Source organism: Acidovorax sp. DW039, assembly GCF_037101375.1.
In the GTDB taxonomy this organism is placed as follows: Bacteria; Pseudomonadota; Gammaproteobacteria; order Burkholderiales; family Burkholderiaceae_C; genus Acidovorax.
Window position 1 is genome coordinate 4,051,721 of sequence record NZ_AP029019.1, and the last position, 15,292, is coordinate 4,067,012.

15 protein-coding genes are annotated in these 15,292 nt (G+C 62.6%); 6 read left to right on the forward strand and 9 right to left on the reverse strand.

Annotated features, from left to right (window positions below; genetic code table 11):
• Nucleotides 1-64: 64 nt before the first annotated feature.
• Nucleotides 65-1,984, reverse strand: a complete 1,920-nt coding sequence (gene glmS, locus AACH87_RS18140) for a glutamine--fructose-6-phosphate transaminase (isomerizing) (protein WP_338795923.1) — start codon at nucleotides 1,982-1,984, stop codon at nucleotides 65-67.
• 134 nt (nucleotides 1,985-2,118) lie between these two features.
• Here glmS and AACH87_RS18145 point away from each other — a divergent pair, with 134 nt between their 5' ends.
• Nucleotides 2,119-2,610, forward strand: a complete 492-nt coding sequence (locus tag AACH87_RS18145; RefSeq protein WP_338795925.1) for an Lrp/AsnC family transcriptional regulator — start codon at nucleotides 2,119-2,121, stop codon at nucleotides 2,608-2,610.
• A 29-nt stretch (nucleotides 2,611-2,639) separates the two neighbouring features.
• Here AACH87_RS18145 and AACH87_RS18150 read toward each other — a convergent pair whose 3' ends face one another.
• From AACH87_RS18150 to AACH87_RS18160, 3 genes are all read right to left on the reverse strand, one after another.
• A complete protein-coding gene (locus AACH87_RS18150) occupies nucleotides 2,640-3,449 on the reverse strand; it encodes an ATP-binding protein (RefSeq protein ID WP_338795926.1) in 810 nt (269 codons plus the stop codon).
• Nucleotides 3,450-3,467: 18 nt separating this feature from the next.
• Nucleotides 3,468-4,898, reverse strand: a complete 1,431-nt coding sequence (gene glmU, locus AACH87_RS18155) for a bifunctional UDP-N-acetylglucosamine diphosphorylase/glucosamine-1-phosphate N-acetyltransferase GlmU (RefSeq protein ID WP_338795927.1) — start codon at nucleotides 4,896-4,898, stop codon at nucleotides 3,468-3,470.
• 120 nt (nucleotides 4,899-5,018) lie between these two features.
• A complete protein-coding gene (locus AACH87_RS18160; protein WP_338795928.1) occupies nucleotides 5,019-5,771 on the reverse strand; it encodes a Crp/Fnr family transcriptional regulator in 753 nt (250 codons plus the stop codon).
• Between the two features lie 124 nt (nucleotides 5,772-5,895).
• On the opposite strand from AACH87_RS18160, the gene AACH87_RS18165 reads away from it, so the two are divergent.
• Complete coding sequence (locus AACH87_RS18165) at nucleotides 5,896-6,294, forward strand: BLUF domain-containing protein (RefSeq protein ID WP_338795929.1); 399 nt, start codon at nucleotides 5,896-5,898, stop codon at nucleotides 6,292-6,294.
• Between the two features lie 97 nt (nucleotides 6,295-6,391).
• Here the strand turns inward: AACH87_RS18165 and AACH87_RS18170 are convergent, their stop codons facing one another.
• Nucleotides 6,392-7,039, reverse strand: a complete 648-nt coding sequence (locus AACH87_RS18170; RefSeq protein ID WP_338795930.1) for a DUF2917 domain-containing protein — start codon at nucleotides 7,037-7,039, stop codon at nucleotides 6,392-6,394.
• A gap of 162 nt (nucleotides 7,040-7,201) precedes the next feature.
• Between AACH87_RS18170 and AACH87_RS18175 the strand changes: the two genes are divergently transcribed.
• Complete coding sequence (locus AACH87_RS18175; RefSeq protein WP_338795931.1) at nucleotides 7,202-8,197, forward strand: LysR substrate-binding domain-containing protein; 996 nt, start codon at nucleotides 7,202-7,204, stop codon at nucleotides 8,195-8,197.
• A 176-nt stretch (nucleotides 8,198-8,373) separates the two neighbouring features.
• The gene (locus AACH87_RS18180) at nucleotides 8,374-9,471 is read left to right on the forward strand and encodes a GGDEF domain-containing protein (protein ID WP_338795932.1); all 1,098 of its coding nucleotides are present in this window, start codon (nucleotides 8,374-8,376) and stop codon (nucleotides 9,469-9,471) included.
• Nucleotides 9,472-9,604: 133 nt separating this feature from the next.
• Here the strand turns inward: AACH87_RS18180 and tyrS are convergent, their stop codons facing one another.
• Complete coding sequence (gene tyrS / locus AACH87_RS18185; protein ID WP_338795933.1) at nucleotides 9,605-10,840, reverse strand: tyrosine--tRNA ligase; 1,236 nt, start codon at nucleotides 10,838-10,840, stop codon at nucleotides 9,605-9,607.
• A 199-nt stretch (nucleotides 10,841-11,039) separates the two neighbouring features.
• On the opposite strand from tyrS, the gene AACH87_RS18190 reads away from it, so the two are divergent.
• Both AACH87_RS18190 and AACH87_RS18195 read left to right on the forward strand, forming a co-directional pair.
• Nucleotides 11,040-12,398, forward strand: a complete 1,359-nt coding sequence (locus AACH87_RS18190) for a M23 family metallopeptidase (RefSeq protein WP_338795934.1) — start codon at nucleotides 11,040-11,042, stop codon at nucleotides 12,396-12,398.
• A gap of 39 nt (nucleotides 12,399-12,437) precedes the next feature.
• Nucleotides 12,438-13,547: an anhydro-N-acetylmuramic acid kinase gene (locus AACH87_RS18195; RefSeq protein WP_338795935.1), complete on the forward strand. Its 1,110-nt coding sequence runs from the start codon at nucleotides 12,438-12,440 to the stop codon at nucleotides 13,545-13,547.
• Between the two features lie 44 nt (nucleotides 13,548-13,591).
• Here the strand turns inward: AACH87_RS18195 and erpA are convergent, their stop codons facing one another.
• The 3 genes from erpA to AACH87_RS18210 form a co-directional block, all read right to left on the reverse strand.
• On the reverse strand, nucleotides 13,592-13,957 hold the full coding sequence (gene erpA / locus AACH87_RS18200; RefSeq protein ID WP_338795936.1) for an iron-sulfur cluster insertion protein ErpA: 366 nt from the start codon (nucleotides 13,955-13,957) through the stop codon (nucleotides 13,592-13,594).
• Between the two features lie 58 nt (nucleotides 13,958-14,015).
• Nucleotides 14,016-14,414 (reverse strand): polymer-forming cytoskeletal protein, encoded by a 399-nt coding sequence (locus AACH87_RS18205; RefSeq protein WP_338795937.1) that lies wholly within the window; start codon nucleotides 14,412-14,414, stop codon nucleotides 14,016-14,018.
• Between the two features lie 114 nt (nucleotides 14,415-14,528).
• Complete coding sequence (locus tag AACH87_RS18210; protein ID WP_338795938.1) at nucleotides 14,529-15,242, reverse strand: DUF6776 family protein; 714 nt, start codon at nucleotides 15,240-15,242, stop codon at nucleotides 14,529-14,531.
• Nucleotides 15,243-15,292: the final 50 nt, after the last annotated feature.

Here is a 15,292-nt window from a genome sequence, read left to right on the forward strand (position 1 = left end):
TCGCTAGGCGGAGCTCAAGTCTCTTCAAGCCAAACGCCGCAGAACCAGCAGCCCAAGCCCAAACTCACTCCACTGTGACGCTCTTGGCCAGGTTCCGAGGCTTATCCACATCCGTCCCCCGTGCGCATGCAGTGTGGTAGGCCAGCAGCTGCAGCGGCACCACATGCAGCAGCGGCGAGAGGGCACCGTAGTGCTCTGGCATGCGGATGACGTGCAGGCCTTCGGCGCTTTCGATGTGGGTGTCGGCGTCGGCCAGTACGTAGAGCACACCGGCGCGGGCGCGCACCTCTTGCATATTGCTCTTGAGCTTTTCGAGCAGGGCGTCGTTGGGGGCCACCGTCACCACCGGCATGGCGCTGGTCACCAGGGCCAGGGGGCCGTGTTTGAGTTCGCCTGCAGGGTAGGCCTCGGCGTGGATGTAGCTGATTTCCTTGAGCTTGAGTGCGCCTTCCAGCGCGATGGGGTAGTGCAGACCCCGGCCCAGGAACAGGGCGTTTTCCATGCGGGCAAAGTCTTCGGCCCAGCTGATGATTTGAGGCTCCAGCGCCAGCACGCCTTGCAGGGCCACAGGCAGATGGCGCATGGCCTTGAGGTGCTCGGCCTCTTGCTCCTCGGTCAGGCGGCCCTTGCTTTGCGCCAGGGCCAGCGTCAGCAGGAACAGGCCCGCCAGTTGCGTGGTGAAGGCTTTGGTGCTGGCCACGCCAATCTCTACCCCCGCACGGGTGATGTAGGCCAGTTTGCATTCACGCACCATGGCGCTGGTGGCCACGTTGCAGATGGTGAGGGTGTGCTGCATGCCAAGGCTTTGTGCGTGGCGCAGTGCGGCCAGGGTGTCAGCGGTCTCGCCGCTTTGGCTGATGGTAACCACCAGAGTGCGCGGGTTGGGTACGCTGGTGCGGTAGCGGTATTCGCTGGCGACTTCCACCTGGGTGGGGATGCCTGCAATCCCTTCCAGCCAGTACTTGGCCGCGCAGCCGCTGTAGTAGCTGGTGCCGCAGGCCAGGATAAGGACACTGTCGATCTCCTTGAACACGCGCCACGCTGCTGCGCCGGGCTCGCCATGCAGGCCTGCGCCGTCAAACAGCTCGGGCACGATGTTCTCCACACCTTCCAGCGTGTCGGCAATGGCGCGGGGCTGCTCGAAGATTTCCTTTTGCATGTAGTGGCGGTAAGGCCCCAGTTCGGCCGCGCCGCTGTGGGCCAGCACCGTGCGCACGGGGCGTTGTGCGAGTGTGAGCGATGCGCCGCCCTTGCCCACAATCCAGTACCGGCCCAGTTGCAGGTCCACCAGGTCGCCCTCTTCCAGGTACATGATCTGGTCCGTCACGCCAGCCAGTGCCATGGCGTCGCTGGCAAGAAAGTGTTCGGAACCATCCTTGCCCACACCCAGGATCAGCGGCGAGCCAGCGCGCGCACCCACCACGCGGTGCGGTTCGTCCTTGTGGATAACGGCAATGGCAAAGGCACCATGCAGTTGGGCCACGGCAGCCTGCACGGCCTCGAACAGGTCACCGTTGTAGAGGCTGTCAACCAGATGGGCAATGACCTCGGTATCGGTCTGGCTGGCAAAGTGGTAGCCCTTGGCCTGCAGCGCGCGGCGCAGTTCCTCATGGTTCTCGATGATGCCGTTGTGTACCAGTGCAACGCGACCGGGCTGGGTGGCTTCACCCCCGGTGCCGTGGCTGAAGTGAGGGTGAGCGTTGTGCACCACAGGCGCGCCGTGCGTGGCCCAGCGGGTGTGGGCAATGCCGGTGGCGCCGTCGATGTGGTCGGTATTTACCTGCTCCAGCAGCTCGGCCACGCGGGCCGTGCTGCGGGCGCGCAGCAGGCCGCCTTGGGGCGTGCCGTGGCGCGCTGCATCCAGACTGGCCCCGTGCACCGCAACACCGCACGAGTCATAGCCGCGGTATTCCAGGCGCTGCAGGCCCTGGACAAGGATGGGAACGATGTTGCGCGTGGAAACTGCGCCGACGATGCCGCACATAGGTGCCTCCGATCAAGAAGATGACTGGATCGTAGGCGGGAGCAAAGGAAATTTCAGATTGATTAAAAACGGTATTTGAAATTTAATTTCAGCCTACACAAATCAAGAAATTAAAATTCACAAAACCTCCACATATGGAATCAATCAACCTGGATGACATCGACCTGCAGCTGCTGAACCTCCTGCAGCAGGATGCGGCCCAAAGCAACCAGATCCTGGCAGAAAAGGTGCATGTGTCCCCGCCCACCTGCCTGCGGCGGGTCAAGCGCCTGCACGATGCCGGACTGATTGAGCGCCAGGTGGCCCTGCTGCAGCCCGACAAGCTGGCGGCCATCCAGGGGCATGGCCTGGCGTGCATTGTGGAGGTGACCCTGGACCGCCAGGGCGCAGAGGCGCTGGATGCGTTTGAAGCCCGCGCCGTAGCCGAGGACGCAGTGCAGCAGTGCTGGCGCGTGTCGCCAGGACCCGACTTTGTGCTGGTGGTGCACACCCGCGACATGCCGGGGTATCTGGCCCTGTCGCAGCGGCTGTTCACGGCCGATGCCAATGTGCGCAATGTGAAGGCATTCTTCAGCACCAAGCGCGCAAAGTTTGAAACAAAAGTGCCGCTAGCGCTTGATAAATAAGCGCAGGCAGCTACTGATTCAATAGCACATCAATCCATCGAAACAACGGGTGGGGCAGGCCACTCCACCCGCACCGTGCAGCCCTGCCCCACCGCAGCCGTAGCGGTGATGACTGCGCCGTGGCGCTGTGCGATGGCGCGGCACACGGCCAGGCCTGCGCCCACACCTTCAAATTCCGTCTCGCGGTGCAGGCGCTGGAAGATGCCAAACAGACTCGCCGCCCGCTGGGGGTTGAAGCCCACGCCGTTGTCCTGCACCTCCCACGCCACCCAGCCTGCCCCCTGCTCCGCCGCCACGGGGCGCAGATTGATGCAAGGGGTGGATTGATGCTGGCTGAACTTGAGCGCATTGCCCAGCACCTGCTGCAGCAGTTCTTGCAGCAAAGCGGGGTCGGCATGCACCGTGGGCCAATCGGCTGCCACATCCCATTGCACGGCAGGGGCCGCCTGTCCACTCCAAGTGGCAGACAAGACCTCCCGAGCCTGGGCCACAGCGCGCGCCAAATCCACCGGCTGCAGATGCAAAGGCGCTCTCCCAACACGGGACAGGGCCAGCAGCCCGTCCAGCATCAGCGCCATGCGGCGGGCCGACTGCTCCATGGTTCCGATAAAGCCCTGGGCTTCTTGCAAGGGCTCGCTGGCCCGTACATCGGCAGGCAAGTCGCCCAGCACCTCGCGCACCAGCTTGCCGTAGGAGGTGATGTGCCGCAGCGGCGCGCGCAGGTCGTGCGATACGGCACGCACAAACTCCTCCTGCGCAGCGGCCATGTCGGCCATCTGCTGCTGGCTGGCGGCCAGTGCAGCGCACAGTTGCTCGGGGGTCAGGGCATCGTCTTGCATGGCACGCTCGTCACAGGGTCAGGCCTTGGGTTTCTTCGTGGGGCGGGGCCAGTTGGCAATGCTGATCTGCTTGCCACGGGCCACGCTCAACGCGCCGGGCTCCGTGCTCTTGGTGATGGTGCTGCCGCCGCCCACCGTGCCGCCCGCGCCAATGGTCACAGGTGCCACCAGCACGCAGTTGCTGCCGATGTGCACATCGGCCTCGATCACGGTGCGGTGCTTGTTCGCACCGTCGTAGTTGGCGGTGATGCTGCCTGCGCCGTAGTTCACGCGCTCGCCCACCGTGGCGTCGCCCAGGTAGGCCAGGTGGTTGGCCTTGGCACCATCGGCCAGCGTGCTGTTCTTCACCTCCACAAAGTTGCCGATGTGAACCTCGCGGCCCAGTTGCGCACCAGGGCGCAGGCGGGCAAAGGGGCCGATCAGCGCGCCTTCGCCCACGGTGGCGCCGGCCTTTTCGCCGTCGATGTGGGTGTAGGGATGGATGACGGCGCCCGCCGCGATGCATGCATTGGAAATACAGCAGTTGGCGCCAATGCTCACGCCCTCGCCCAGCTCCACGCGGCCGGTGAAGACGCAGTTCACGTCAATCTCCACATCCTGCCCGCACACCAGTTCACCGCGCACGCCGATGCGGGTGTCGTCGCGGAGGTCAAAGCGGGCAGGATCGGCCAGGCGCACGCCCTGCTCCATCAAGGCACAGGCCTGGCGCAGTTGGTGGGCTCGCTCCAGCTCGGCCAGTTGCAGCGGGCTGTTCACGCCTGCCACCTGCAGCGCATCGGTGATGCGATGGGCCATCACGGGCACACCGTCGGCCACTGCCATGGCGACCACGTCGGTCAGGTAGTACTCGCCCTGCGCGTTGTTGTTCGTCAGCCTTGCCAGCCAGGGCGTGAGCAGGCGCGCGGGCACGGCCATGATGCCGCTGTAGACCTCGGTAATGGCGCGCTGCGCATCGGTGGCGTCTTTGTGCTCGACGATGCCTTGCACCGCGCCATCGGCATTGCGCACGATGCGGCCGTAGCCTGTGGGGTCAGGCAGGGTCACCGTCAGCAGCGCCAGCCGCTCGCCACCGCTGGCAGCCACCAGGGCGCGCAAAGTATCTGCTTGGGTAAGAGGCACATCGCCTGAGAGTACGACCGCCGTGCCATCCGCGGGCAGATGGGGCACGGCCTGCTGCACGGCATGGCCGGTGCCCAATTGCGGCTCCTGCCGCACAAACTTCAGATCAAAATGGGCTGCAGCGCCCGTGAATCCAGCGGTAGCCGCTTCTACTTCTGTAGCACCGTGGCCCGTGATGACGATGGCGCTGCGGGCCTGCAGGTGGGCAGCCTGGTCCAGCACATGGTGCAGCAGGGGGCGCCCGGCCAGGCGTTGCAGCACTTTGGGGGTGCGGCTTTTCATGCGCGTGCCCTTGCCGGCCGCCATGATGAGGATGTCGAGTGGAGTCATGGAATGCGTCAGTGGGTGGGGTGCGGCAGCACGATGGCGCTGCAGCAAAGGTCTGCGCCGGATTATCGGCGCTGGCGTTGTGGCTTGACGGGAGCTGTTACGCCGTACCCGGCAGCCCGCTCACAGCAAAGGCTTGGGCCGCTCAGCCGCGTCGTAATACTCGGCAATGCGCGCCAGCGCACGGGGGTTGAGCAAGCGCAACCGTCCGTTCTTCAGCTCGTGCAAACCCAGCGCCGACAGGCGTCGCAAGGTCTTGTTGGTGTGGACCAGCGAGAGGCCCAGCGCATCGGCAATGTGCTGCTGGTTCAGAGGAAATGCCACGCTGCCATCTTCCACCAGCCCCAGGCGTTCCATGCGGCGATACAGATGCACCAGCAGCATGGCCACGCGCTCGGTGGCATTGCGCCGCCCTGTGCTCAGCAGGTTGTCGTCTACGTGGCTCTCTTCGTGGGCCGCGAGCCAGGTGATGTCGTAGCCCAGGCGGGGATGCTCGCGGAACACAGCCCAGAGGCTGTCGTTCGGGAAGACGCACAGCGAGCAATCGGTCAACGCCTCCACACCATGCAGAGACACGCTGTCAAACTCCTGCTGCAGGCCCACCAAGTCGCCGGGCAGCAAAAAATTGAGGATCTGGCGGCGGCCATCGCTCAGCGTCTTGTAACGAAATGCCCAGCCTGCATAGAGCGTGAACAGGCGTGCGTTGGTCTGCCCTTCATGCACCACACTGCTGCCCGCAGGCACGGTGGCAGTTTCGGCGCGGAAACTCTGGATGAAGTCCACCAGCTCGGGCTTGAGAGGGGTGAACGCCTCGGTACGGCGCAACCTGCAATCCCGGCAGTGGGGCGGGCATGAGGCTGGTGATGGGGTGTTCATGGTGCGCAGATTCTAGGCACACAGCAGCCCTGTTGCTGAGCGCGTTTCGCACCGTTGGTAACAGCATCACTATGTCTTAGTACATTGCTTGCTGTACGACATCCGCCTACATTGGGTCGGGCATATGAACCATTCCATTGATCTATACGAAGTGCTTTACGTGAGCACGCTTGCCCCTGACCAGCCCCTGCAGGTCGTGGCCGAAATCGCCGCCGTGGCGCGCCACGCCAATGCCCAGCTGGAAATCACAGGCCTACTCATCTTCGATGGACAACGGTTCTGCCAGCAGCTGGAGGGGCCGCAAATCCCCGTGCTCAAACTGATGGAGCGCATACGCAACGATGCGCGCCACATGAATGTGGAAGTGCTGCACCACGGGCCGTTGCCCGCGCGACGCTTTCAGCAGTTCAGCCTGGCCTTCAGCACGGTGGAGGACGAAGACGCCCTGCCCCGCATGGAGCAACTGGATGGTGCTGCAGCGCTGGATGCGTTTGAAGCCATGCGCAAAGAGCTGGTGCTGTGAGGCAAGACGGGCATCGCCCCCTCACGCTACGCTACACCTTTCATAGCACCTTGCGCTGATTTTCATTGCCCTGCAGCACGATTTACCAAAAACAGTATCAGGACACTTTGCAGGCACAAGGAGTCGTAGTTGCAGTCTCCGGCACAACGGACATGTGCCGCCGTGGTTGCCCAGCCCCCAAGGAGGCAAACGCAAAGTGCGCCACCCCTGCGGCCAGACGCGCAACAGCCACGCAGACATCGACCCCGGCCTGCCCCACGGCGCGGCCCGCACCTGCCAGGGCCTGAAGCAGATCACGCATGGGCTTTGCCACGCTGCGTTCCCAGTCATGCACCTGGCCCGCCACCGGGCTCTGCGAGGCCACGCGAGCTTGCGGCAACGCATCCCAGCAGAAGCTCACTGCCCCATCGTGCGAGGGGTGCGCGGTGCGTCCATCAGCCCAGGGTTCCATCACCACATGCTGCCCAGGCTCCACCGTGATGCGGGCACCCGCAGGCAGCACCTGGTCTGGAGCGGCATCCCCCGTGGTCAGCCACACCCTGCCGCGCACAATGTGCAAGGTGCTGGGCACTTGCGGCATGAGCGAAAGCGCCCGCCCGGGTGCCAGCCGCCAGCAACCGGCAGGTGAAGGGGTCTCTGCGCCAGGTTGAGCCGCCTTGTCAGTCATGGAAGACGAAGAGGACGACAGCGGGGCCAAAGAGGATAGGGGCGAGGATGGATGCGAGGGTGAGCTGGGCGTCTGCATGGTGGGCTCCTTGTCTGGATGGCTGGGAAATCAGTGACAACAGGAGGTGTTGTGCAGGCTCCATGGTGCGCAGATTGGCATGCCCGGTCCAATGAAAAGGCGTTACGCTATTGATTCCATCTGCGCATCAATCAACCACCCTCTTCACACCCTCACCCAGCCATGAGCACTGCCGACAACGCCCCAGCCATTCCCCGCTCCCGCCCGGTGGGCGCAGGCCACTGGCGGGCTTTTCTGGCGGTGGCCAAGCATCTGAACTTTCGCGCGGCCGCTGATGAGCTGGCACTGACCCAATCTGCGGTCAGTCGGCAGATCCAGGCGCTGGAGGACGAAGTGGGAGTGCCCCTGTTCCTGCGCCACACGCGGGCTGTGGAGTTGACGAGCGCGGGCTCGCAGTTGCACCGCGCGGTAGGGCCAGCGCTGGAGCGGGTGGACAGCGCCGTGCGGCAGGTGCGGCTGAGTGCAGGGCGCAAGCTGGTTTCCATCACCACCTGGGCCAGCTTCGCTTCGATGTGGCTGATACCGCGCTTGGAAGAGTTCCAGCGCGACCATCCAGGCATCGACATCCGCATCGATGCCACGGATGCAAAGCAGGACCTGGAAACCTCGGATGTGGACCTGGCCATCCGCTACGCCCTGCCTGGCGCACCAATGCAAGGCGCGCACCGTCTGTTTGGCGAGCAGCTGGCGGTGGTGGGCAGCCCCTGGCTGCTCAAGAACAAGCCCTCGGTGCGCACGCCTGCCGATGTGGCGCGGTTCACCCTGATCGAGGCCGGAGATGCCTACCGCACCCAGCACCTGGAGTGGCTGAGCTGGCGCCGCTGGTTTGAGCAGTTTGGCACCACCCAGGTCCAGCCCGAGCGCTGGATTTACTTCAACTACGCCCACCAGATCGTGCAGGCCACCCTCAGCGGCCAGGGTCTGGCACTGGCACGCATGCCGCTGATTGCCGACGCGCTGGCCTCGGGTGACCTGGTGGAGGTGCTGCCACGCCACCGGCTGGACTCGCCCCTTGCCTACTGGCTGCTGCTGGGCCCGCGCAGCGGGCACAGGCCCGAGGTGCAGGCTTTTTGCGCCTGGCTGCAAGCGCAGGCCCAAATTACCCGCACGGCCATTGGCGACGTGCCCGACCCAGACACCCAGGATCAGCTGGACTGACAAGCTGCGTCACAACCTGTTCAAAGACGTGACCACACTGCAGCCCCGTGAAAACACCAGCCCGCAAGACGCGGCACAGAGAGACACTCTGCGGACCTGTTCTGCCACGCGCGGCGTGCGGCAGACGCCTTTTTGAACCAGACGCCGGATAGTTCAGAAGCCCCGCCCTCCACGCCATGAACACCCCAGCCCCACCACCCACCGACAACTTCCGGATGCTGATCCGGCAGGCGTCTGCGCTGTGCGTGGTGGTGCACAGCCTATACATCGCCCTGTTTGCGTGGGCACAGGTGGATGGGCTGGCTTGGCTGAATGTGCTCAGTGTGGCCACCCATGCACTGGCCTTTCACCTGTCCCGCCCGCAGGGACATTTGCGGGCAGCCACGCTGCTGCTGATCGGTGAAATCACGGTGCACGCCATTGCTGCGACGGTCTTTGTCGGCTGGCACACGGGCTTTCACTACCTCATGCTGCCGGTGATACCGGTCGCCATGCTGTCTTCCAGCGAACACGCTACGCTCAAGAACACCATTGCGCTGTGCCTCTCGGCCATCTACCTGGGGCTGGATGGGTGGAGCGACCAGAACACTCCGCTTTACGTGCTGAACGGCACCTTGCAAGACCTGCTGCGCTACCAGAACATTGTCACGCTGCTGCTGGCGTTCATCATCCTCTCGCGTGGTTACTACAACGTGGTCACGCAAGCGCAGGCGGCGCTAGCCCGGCAGGCATCCACCGACCCGCTGACGGGAGCCATCAACCGCAGGGGCCTGATGGAAATCGGCCGCGCCGAGCTGCACCGCATGCGCCATGCCCGGCCACCCAAGCCGGGCGAGACAGAGCCACCGCTGGCGCTGCTGCTGTGCGATATCGACCACTTCAAGCGCATCAACGATACCCACGGACACAAGGCGGGTGATCTGGTGCTGCAGGACTTTCACCGCCGGGCCCTGGGGGTGACGCGCTCGTCCGACAGCATCTGCCGCTGGGGCGGTGAGGAGTTTCTGATCCTGCTGCCCGATACCGACAAGGCGGGCGCCCTTCAGCTGGCAGAGCGGCTGCGGGTGGCTGTGAACTCCGCCCCCTTCACCACGGGCTCTGCCGAGCTGCAGGTGACCGTCACCGTGGGGGTGAGCATTCTGGGCAAGGACGAATCGCTGATGGATGCCGTACACCGCGCGGACAAGGCGCTTTACCGGGGTAAGCGCGCCGGGCGCGACCAGGTTGTCGGCAGCCCGGAAACCAGCCTTCTTGCAGAGCAACAGACCAACTGAGTGACGGGGAGCCGCTGAGCGCGGCCTGGAAAGGCCGAGGGAGGGTGGAACCGGGCAAAGTTCCACCCATCATTCACTACAAAATTGATAGCTTGCTGCGCTTTTACTGCAAGCGCTACAAGCCATTTTTGTATCAAGCAGCCAGCGTTACACGGGCAAACTTGCGCTTGCCCACCTGCACCACATACGTACCAGATTCCAGCTTCAGGCCTTTGTCGCTGACCACGCTGCCATCCACACGCACACCGCCGCCATCGATCAGGCGGTTGGCTTCGCTGGTGGAAGGAGCCAGATTGGCTTGCTTGAGCAGCGCGCCAATGCCCAGTGGGGCACCGCTGAGTGCCACTTCCGGAATCTCGTCCGGCACGCCGCCCTTGCTGCGATTGATGAAGTCCTGCTCTGCTGCCTCGGCCGCTGCCGCGCTGTGAAAGCGGGTGGTGATCTCCTTGGCCAGCATCACCTTGGCATCCTTGGGATTGCGCCCGTTCGCCACCTCGGCCTTGAGCGCGGCAATTTCTTGCAGGCTCTTGAACGACAGCAGGGTGTACCAGTCCCACATCAGCGTGTCCGAAATCGACAGCACCTTGGCAAACATGGTGTTGGCATCCTCGGTAATACCGATGTAGTTGTTCTTGGACTTGGACATCTTGTCCACGCCGTCCAGCCCCACGAGCAACGGCATGGTGAGCACGCACTGCGGCTCCTGACCATATTCCTGCTGCAGGTGGCGCCCCATGAGCAGGTTGAACTTCTGGTCGGTGCCGCCCAGCTCCAGATCACTCTTGAGTGCCACCGAGTCATAACCCTGCATCAGCGGGTACAGGAACTCATGCACGCTGATGGACTGGCCCGAAGTGAAGCGCTTGTGGAAATCGTCCCGCTCCATCATGCGCGCCACGGTGTACTTGGCTGCCAGCTGGATCATGCCGGAAGCGCCCAGCGGCTCACTCCATTCGCTGTTGTAGCGAATTTCCGTCTTGGCAGGGTCCAGCACCAGGCTGGCCTGCTTGTAGTAGGTTTCTGCGTTGACCTTGATCTGCTCGGGGGTGAGCGGCGGGCGTGTGCTGTTGCGCCCAGAAGGGTCACCGATCAGGCTGGTGAAGTCACCGATCAAAAAGATGACCTGATGGCCCAGATCTTGCAACTGGCGCATCTTGTTCAGCACCACGGTGTGGCCGATGTGGATGTCGGGAGCCGTAGGATCCAGCCCCAGTTTGATACGCAGGGGTGTGCCCGTGGTTTCGGAGCGAACCAGCTTCTTGACCCACTCATCCTGCGGCAGCAACTCGTCCACACCGCGCAGCGAGATTTCGAGGGCCTGACGTACACCATCGGACAGCGGGCTTGTTGTAACAGCAGATTGATTCATAAGGGTTTTTTTCGATGTCTGGGGATCGTGCGCCGCTATACTCGGGCTCCATTGCAAAGGCGGATTCTAGTAGGCCCGCCGTCTCAGCCCGGGCAGCCCCGGTCGAGATTGATAGCGTTTCCATCTCTGTGCTTCCGGTTCCAGCCAGGCTTCAAGCCCGCGCGCCCTGCGTACGCACAACTATTCTGGGGATAGAACATTGATTCACGGCTTGACCACCGCCAGCTTGGCATTGCTTGATCGACTGTCCCAGACCGTACAACAACATCCCAAACGCATCACTGCCGCCGTCGCGGCCGTGCTGCTGACGGGCGGCGGCGGTGCTTTCGCTGTAGCGTCCCTGGGCCCAGACGCTGCAGAACTGCCCACCAAAATGGTGAGCTATCCGGTGGAGTCGCTTGCAGAGAACGTCGCACTGGAAGCGCTGGATGCCCCCGGCTTCTCCCTGTTCCGCTCCGAACAAACACGCAGCAGCGATACGGCCGAGTCCCTGCTGCAGCGCATGGGGGTGGCAGACCCTGCCGCTGCCGCATTTTTGCGCAGCGACAACGCTGTGCGCCAGAACCTGCTGGGCCGCACGGGTCGCATGGTTTCAGCCGAAACCACCGATGACCACCGTCTGGTGCGCCTGACAGCACGCTGGGCTCCTGACGATGGTGGAACCTTCCGCCGACTGGTGGTCGAGCGCAAGGACGATGGCTTCAATTCGCGTATTGAGACCGCGCCTCTGACCAAAGGCACGCGCCTGGCAGGGGGCGTCATCCGCAGTTCGCTGTTTGCCGCGACCGATGCCGCCAACATCCCCGATGCGGTGGCAGTTCAGGTCGCAGAAATCTTTTCCGGCAACATCGATTTCCATCGCTCCTTGCGCAAGGAAGACCGTTTTGCCGTGGTGTACGAAACCCTTGAGGCCGATGGCGAGCCCCTGCGCAGCGGGCGCGTGCTGAGCGCAGAATTTCGCAATAACGGCAAAACCCACCAGGCCGTCTGGTTCCAGGAAAGCGAGAGCAACAAGGGCGCTTATTACACGCTGGAAGGCGAAAGCATGCGCCGCGCATACCTTGCCTCGCCAGTGGAGTTTTCGCGCGTCACCAGCGGCTTCAAGATGCGCCTGCATCCCATCCTGCAAACATGGCGCGCCCACCTGGGCACTGATTACGCCGCACCGACCGGCACCCCTGTGCGCACGGTGGGCGACGGTGTCGTGGAGTTCGCCGGTGTGCAAAACGGGTTTGGAAATGTCGTTTTCATCAAGCACCGCAATCAGCACGTCACCGTATACGCCCACTTGAGCCGCATTGACGTGAAAAACGGCCAATCGGTGTCGCAGGGGCAGACGGTGGGTGCGGTCGGCGCTACAGGCTGGGCCACAGGACCCCATCTGCACTTTGAGTTCCGCATCAACGGGCAGCACCAGGATCCTCAAACCATTGCCCAGCAAAGCGAGGCAGCAGCCCCCGTATCTGCGGCAGCACGCCCCGCATTCGACCGCTTGGCCTCCTCCATGCGCACCCAGCTCTCCGCGGCAGAGCTGATTCAGCAAGCCAGCGCCCAGTGACCTCTACCAGGCCCGCATGAATGCAGGCCTCTGACACGCATGCGTGAGCTATTCATCGGACTGATGTCCGGAACGTCTCTGGATGGCGCGGATGCCGTGTTGGTGGACTTCGCTGCGAAGCCGCTTGAGGTGATCGCGCATTGTTTTGCACCCTTTCCAGACTCCCTTCGGGCAGAACTGCTGGCGCTCAACAGTCCTGGCAACAACGAATTGCACCGTGCTGCACTGGCTGGGAATGCCGTCAGCCGGACTTACGCTGACCTGGTAGACCAGCTGCTTCGCCAGAGTGGCACGGAGCGCGAAACGGTTCGTGCCATAGGAGCACACGGGCAAACGGTACGCCATCGCCCCCAGGAATTTGACGCCACGGGCTACACCTTGCAGCTGCAAAACCCCGCGTTGCTGGCAGAGCGTTCCGGAATTCCTGTAGTCGCTGATTTCCGAAGCCGTGACGTGGCGGCTGGCGGCCAAGGAGCCCCGCTGGTGCCGGCGTTTCATCAAGGCGTCTTTGGCAGCGCCACAGAGACCGTTCTGGTTCTCAATATCGGAGGCATCTCCAACCTCAGCGTGCTTTGCCACGACGGTGCCGTTTCAGGGTTTGACTGCGGCCCAGGCAATGCATTGATGGATTATTGGTGCCAGGAGCACACAGGTCAGCCGTTTGACATCGGCGGCCAATGGGCCCGCACAGGCAATGTTGCTCCGGCCTTGCTGAACCAGCTGCTCCAAGAGCCCTTCCTGCAAAAAGCTCCGCCCAAAAGCACGGGCCGAGACCTTTTCAACCCGACCTGGCTGGCAGGGCAGTTGGGGCCGCATGCACACATGGCTCCGGCAGACGTGCAGGCGACGCTGACAGAATTCACGGCGCAGGCTTGCGCACAGGCTACGCGGGTTTTTGCCGCCAACGCCCGTGTTCTTGCGGTGTGTGGGGGCGGAGCGCTGAACACCTACCTGATGGAGCGCCTTCAGCACCTGCATCCAGCATTACAGGTGCGCCCAACGGATGCGTTGGGCCTGCCCGCCATGCAGGTGGAAGCCAGCGCTTTCGCATGGCTTGCGCGTCAGGCCCTTTTGGGACTTCCAGGCAATCTCCAAAGCGTCACGGGCGCCAGAGGCGCCCGTGTTTTGGGGGCTATTTACCCCGCGTAAGCCCCGGCGTTAAGTGCCCAGGGCCTATTACCAAATCAACGCTCTCAGGTCGAAAAGCTCGAACCGCAACCGCAAGTGGTCGTGGCGTTGGGGTTCTTGATGACAAACTGAGCGCCCTGCAGGTCTTCCTTGTAGTCGATCTCTGCACCCACCAGATACTGGTAGCTCATCGCATCAATCAGCAGCGAGACGCCATTTTTGGTCATGGTCGTATCGTCTTCGTTGGTGATCTCATCAAAAGTAAAGCCGTACTGAAAACCCGAACAGCCACCGCCTTGCACGAAGACGCGCAGCTTCAGGTCGGGGTTACCTTCTTCGGCAATCAAATCTGCCACTTTGGCCGCCGCACTGTCCGTAAACACAATGGGGGCCGGCATCTCGGTCTGGACGTTGTCTGCAACAGCGCTCATGGGAAGCTCCAAATCAATATTTGGCGTGATGGTACTGCAACCCCCGCCGCCACGGCGACTATTGATTGCTTGACGCTAACTTGAGTGGGGCCTTTTCTTCGATCAGAACAGCCGAGGGAAATAGCTGCCCCGCAATAGTGGCCCCCTGGTGCATCTCAAGCGCCCGGTAATGCACGTTGCCAGTGATCCGCGCCTTGGGCTGCAGTTCGAGCAGTTCTGCTGCGTGCACGGGCCCATCCACCGATCCATTGATGATGACATGGTCGGCATACACGCCGCCTTCCACACGCGCAGTTTCGGAAATCACCAGGATGCTAGGCTGCTCCAGCGCGGCACGGATATCGCCAATCACGTCACCATCAATCCGGATACCTTCCTCAAACAGTACATTTCCCTCAATCCGTGTCCCATGGGCCACCAGACTTTTGATGGGCGGCTGCTTCTTGCTCTTGAACATAGGGAACTCCTCCAGGACGGCGACGGATTACCCATGGGAACCATGGCCGAGACGCCAATCAACAACGAATCATTAGGTAGGCAGGAACAGCATGAGTCCTGCCACGGCGAGCCATCAATCCAGTTCGATGGTTTGAGATGCACGAACAGTCTGCCCCTCCAGGACACGTGCAGTAACAGTTTTTACCACGACATTGGGGGGGAGCGTGAGTATCTCTTCGATGCGCCGGTACTGCTTGAACTGCAGCGCCTTGCCCTCGGCGGGAATGGCCTGGGACCAGGGTTTGCCTTCCTTCAAGCCAGCCGCTGTCAACTCAACCCGCCCCTTGAACTCTGGCGCATTGCGCGCAGCCGATTGAATCACCAGCATCTGCCAACGCAGTTGAACTCCGGCGAGCACCTCCGCCTGAAACCCCCTGATGGCCAAGCCGTCTCCCTTGGCTGCAGGCATCAGCTTTTCAAAAAAACCCAGATCGTCGCGCAGCATGCGGTTTTCAGACTCCAGCTGTTTGACCTGGGCTGTCAGGCGCTCCAAAGTCGCACGATCGGCAGCCAAGAGGCTCTCTGCCGTCTCGGACAGAAGCTGACGCTGGGAAGACTGCTCCCTCAGTTGCTCCAGCTCAGAGCGCAACCGCAGAACTTCTTCCCGAGACGCAGATTCGAGACCGGCAATCGTTTTTCCAAACTCGAACGCCCACAACGCCGCCGCACAGCTGAGCCCCAATACCAGGGCAAAGACCAGCCAGCGCAGGGGCCAAGGTAACGCACTACGAATAGCAACCCGGGGGGCACTGATGGTCAACCGACGGCGAAGCAAACGCAGACGCATGGAGTTCGATTCAATTCAACAAAGAGCGCACCATAAACGAAAAAAAGCCG

Excerpts from the sequence above, each read along its gene's own strand:
- glmS (WP_338795923.1), bottom strand. The coding sequence starts at position 1,984 with ATGTGCGGCATCGTCGGCGCAGTTTCCACGCGCAACATCGTTCCCATC.
- AACH87_RS18145 (WP_338795925.1), top strand. The coding sequence starts at position 2,119 with ATGGAATCAATCAACCTGGATGACATCGACCTGCAGCTGCTGAACCTC.
- AACH87_RS18150 (WP_338795926.1), bottom strand. The coding sequence starts at position 3,449 with ATGCAAGACGATGCCCTGACCCCCGAGCAACTGTGCGCTGCACTGGCC.
- glmU (WP_338795927.1), bottom strand. The coding sequence starts at position 4,898 with ATGACTCCACTCGACATCCTCATCATGGCGGCCGGCAAGGGCACGCGC.
- AACH87_RS18160 (WP_338795928.1), bottom strand. The coding sequence starts at position 5,771 with ATGAACACCCCATCACCAGCCTCATGCCCGCCCCACTGCCGGGATTGC.
- AACH87_RS18165 (WP_338795929.1), top strand. The coding sequence starts at position 5,896 with ATGAACCATTCCATTGATCTATACGAAGTGCTTTACGTGAGCACGCTT.
- AACH87_RS18170 (WP_338795930.1), bottom strand. The coding sequence starts at position 7,039 with ATGCAGACGCCCAGCTCACCCTCGCATCCATCCTCGCCCCTATCCTCT.
- AACH87_RS18175 (WP_338795931.1), top strand. The coding sequence starts at position 7,202 with ATGAGCACTGCCGACAACGCCCCAGCCATTCCCCGCTCCCGCCCGGTG.
- AACH87_RS18180 (WP_338795932.1), top strand. The coding sequence starts at position 8,374 with ATGAACACCCCAGCCCCACCACCCACCGACAACTTCCGGATGCTGATC.
- tyrS (WP_338795933.1), bottom strand. The coding sequence starts at position 10,840 with ATGAATCAATCTGCTGTTACAACAAGCCCGCTGTCCGATGGTGTACGT.
- AACH87_RS18195 (WP_338795935.1), top strand. The coding sequence starts at position 12,438 with ATGCGTGAGCTATTCATCGGACTGATGTCCGGAACGTCTCTGGATGGC.
- erpA (WP_338795936.1), bottom strand. The coding sequence starts at position 13,957 with ATGAGCGCTGTTGCAGACAACGTCCAGACCGAGATGCCGGCCCCCATT.
- AACH87_RS18205 (WP_338795937.1), bottom strand. The coding sequence starts at position 14,414 with ATGTTCAAGAGCAAGAAGCAGCCGCCCATCAAAAGTCTGGTGGCCCAT.
- AACH87_RS18210 (WP_338795938.1), bottom strand. The coding sequence starts at position 15,242 with ATGCGTCTGCGTTTGCTTCGCCGTCGGTTGACCATCAGTGCCCCCCGG.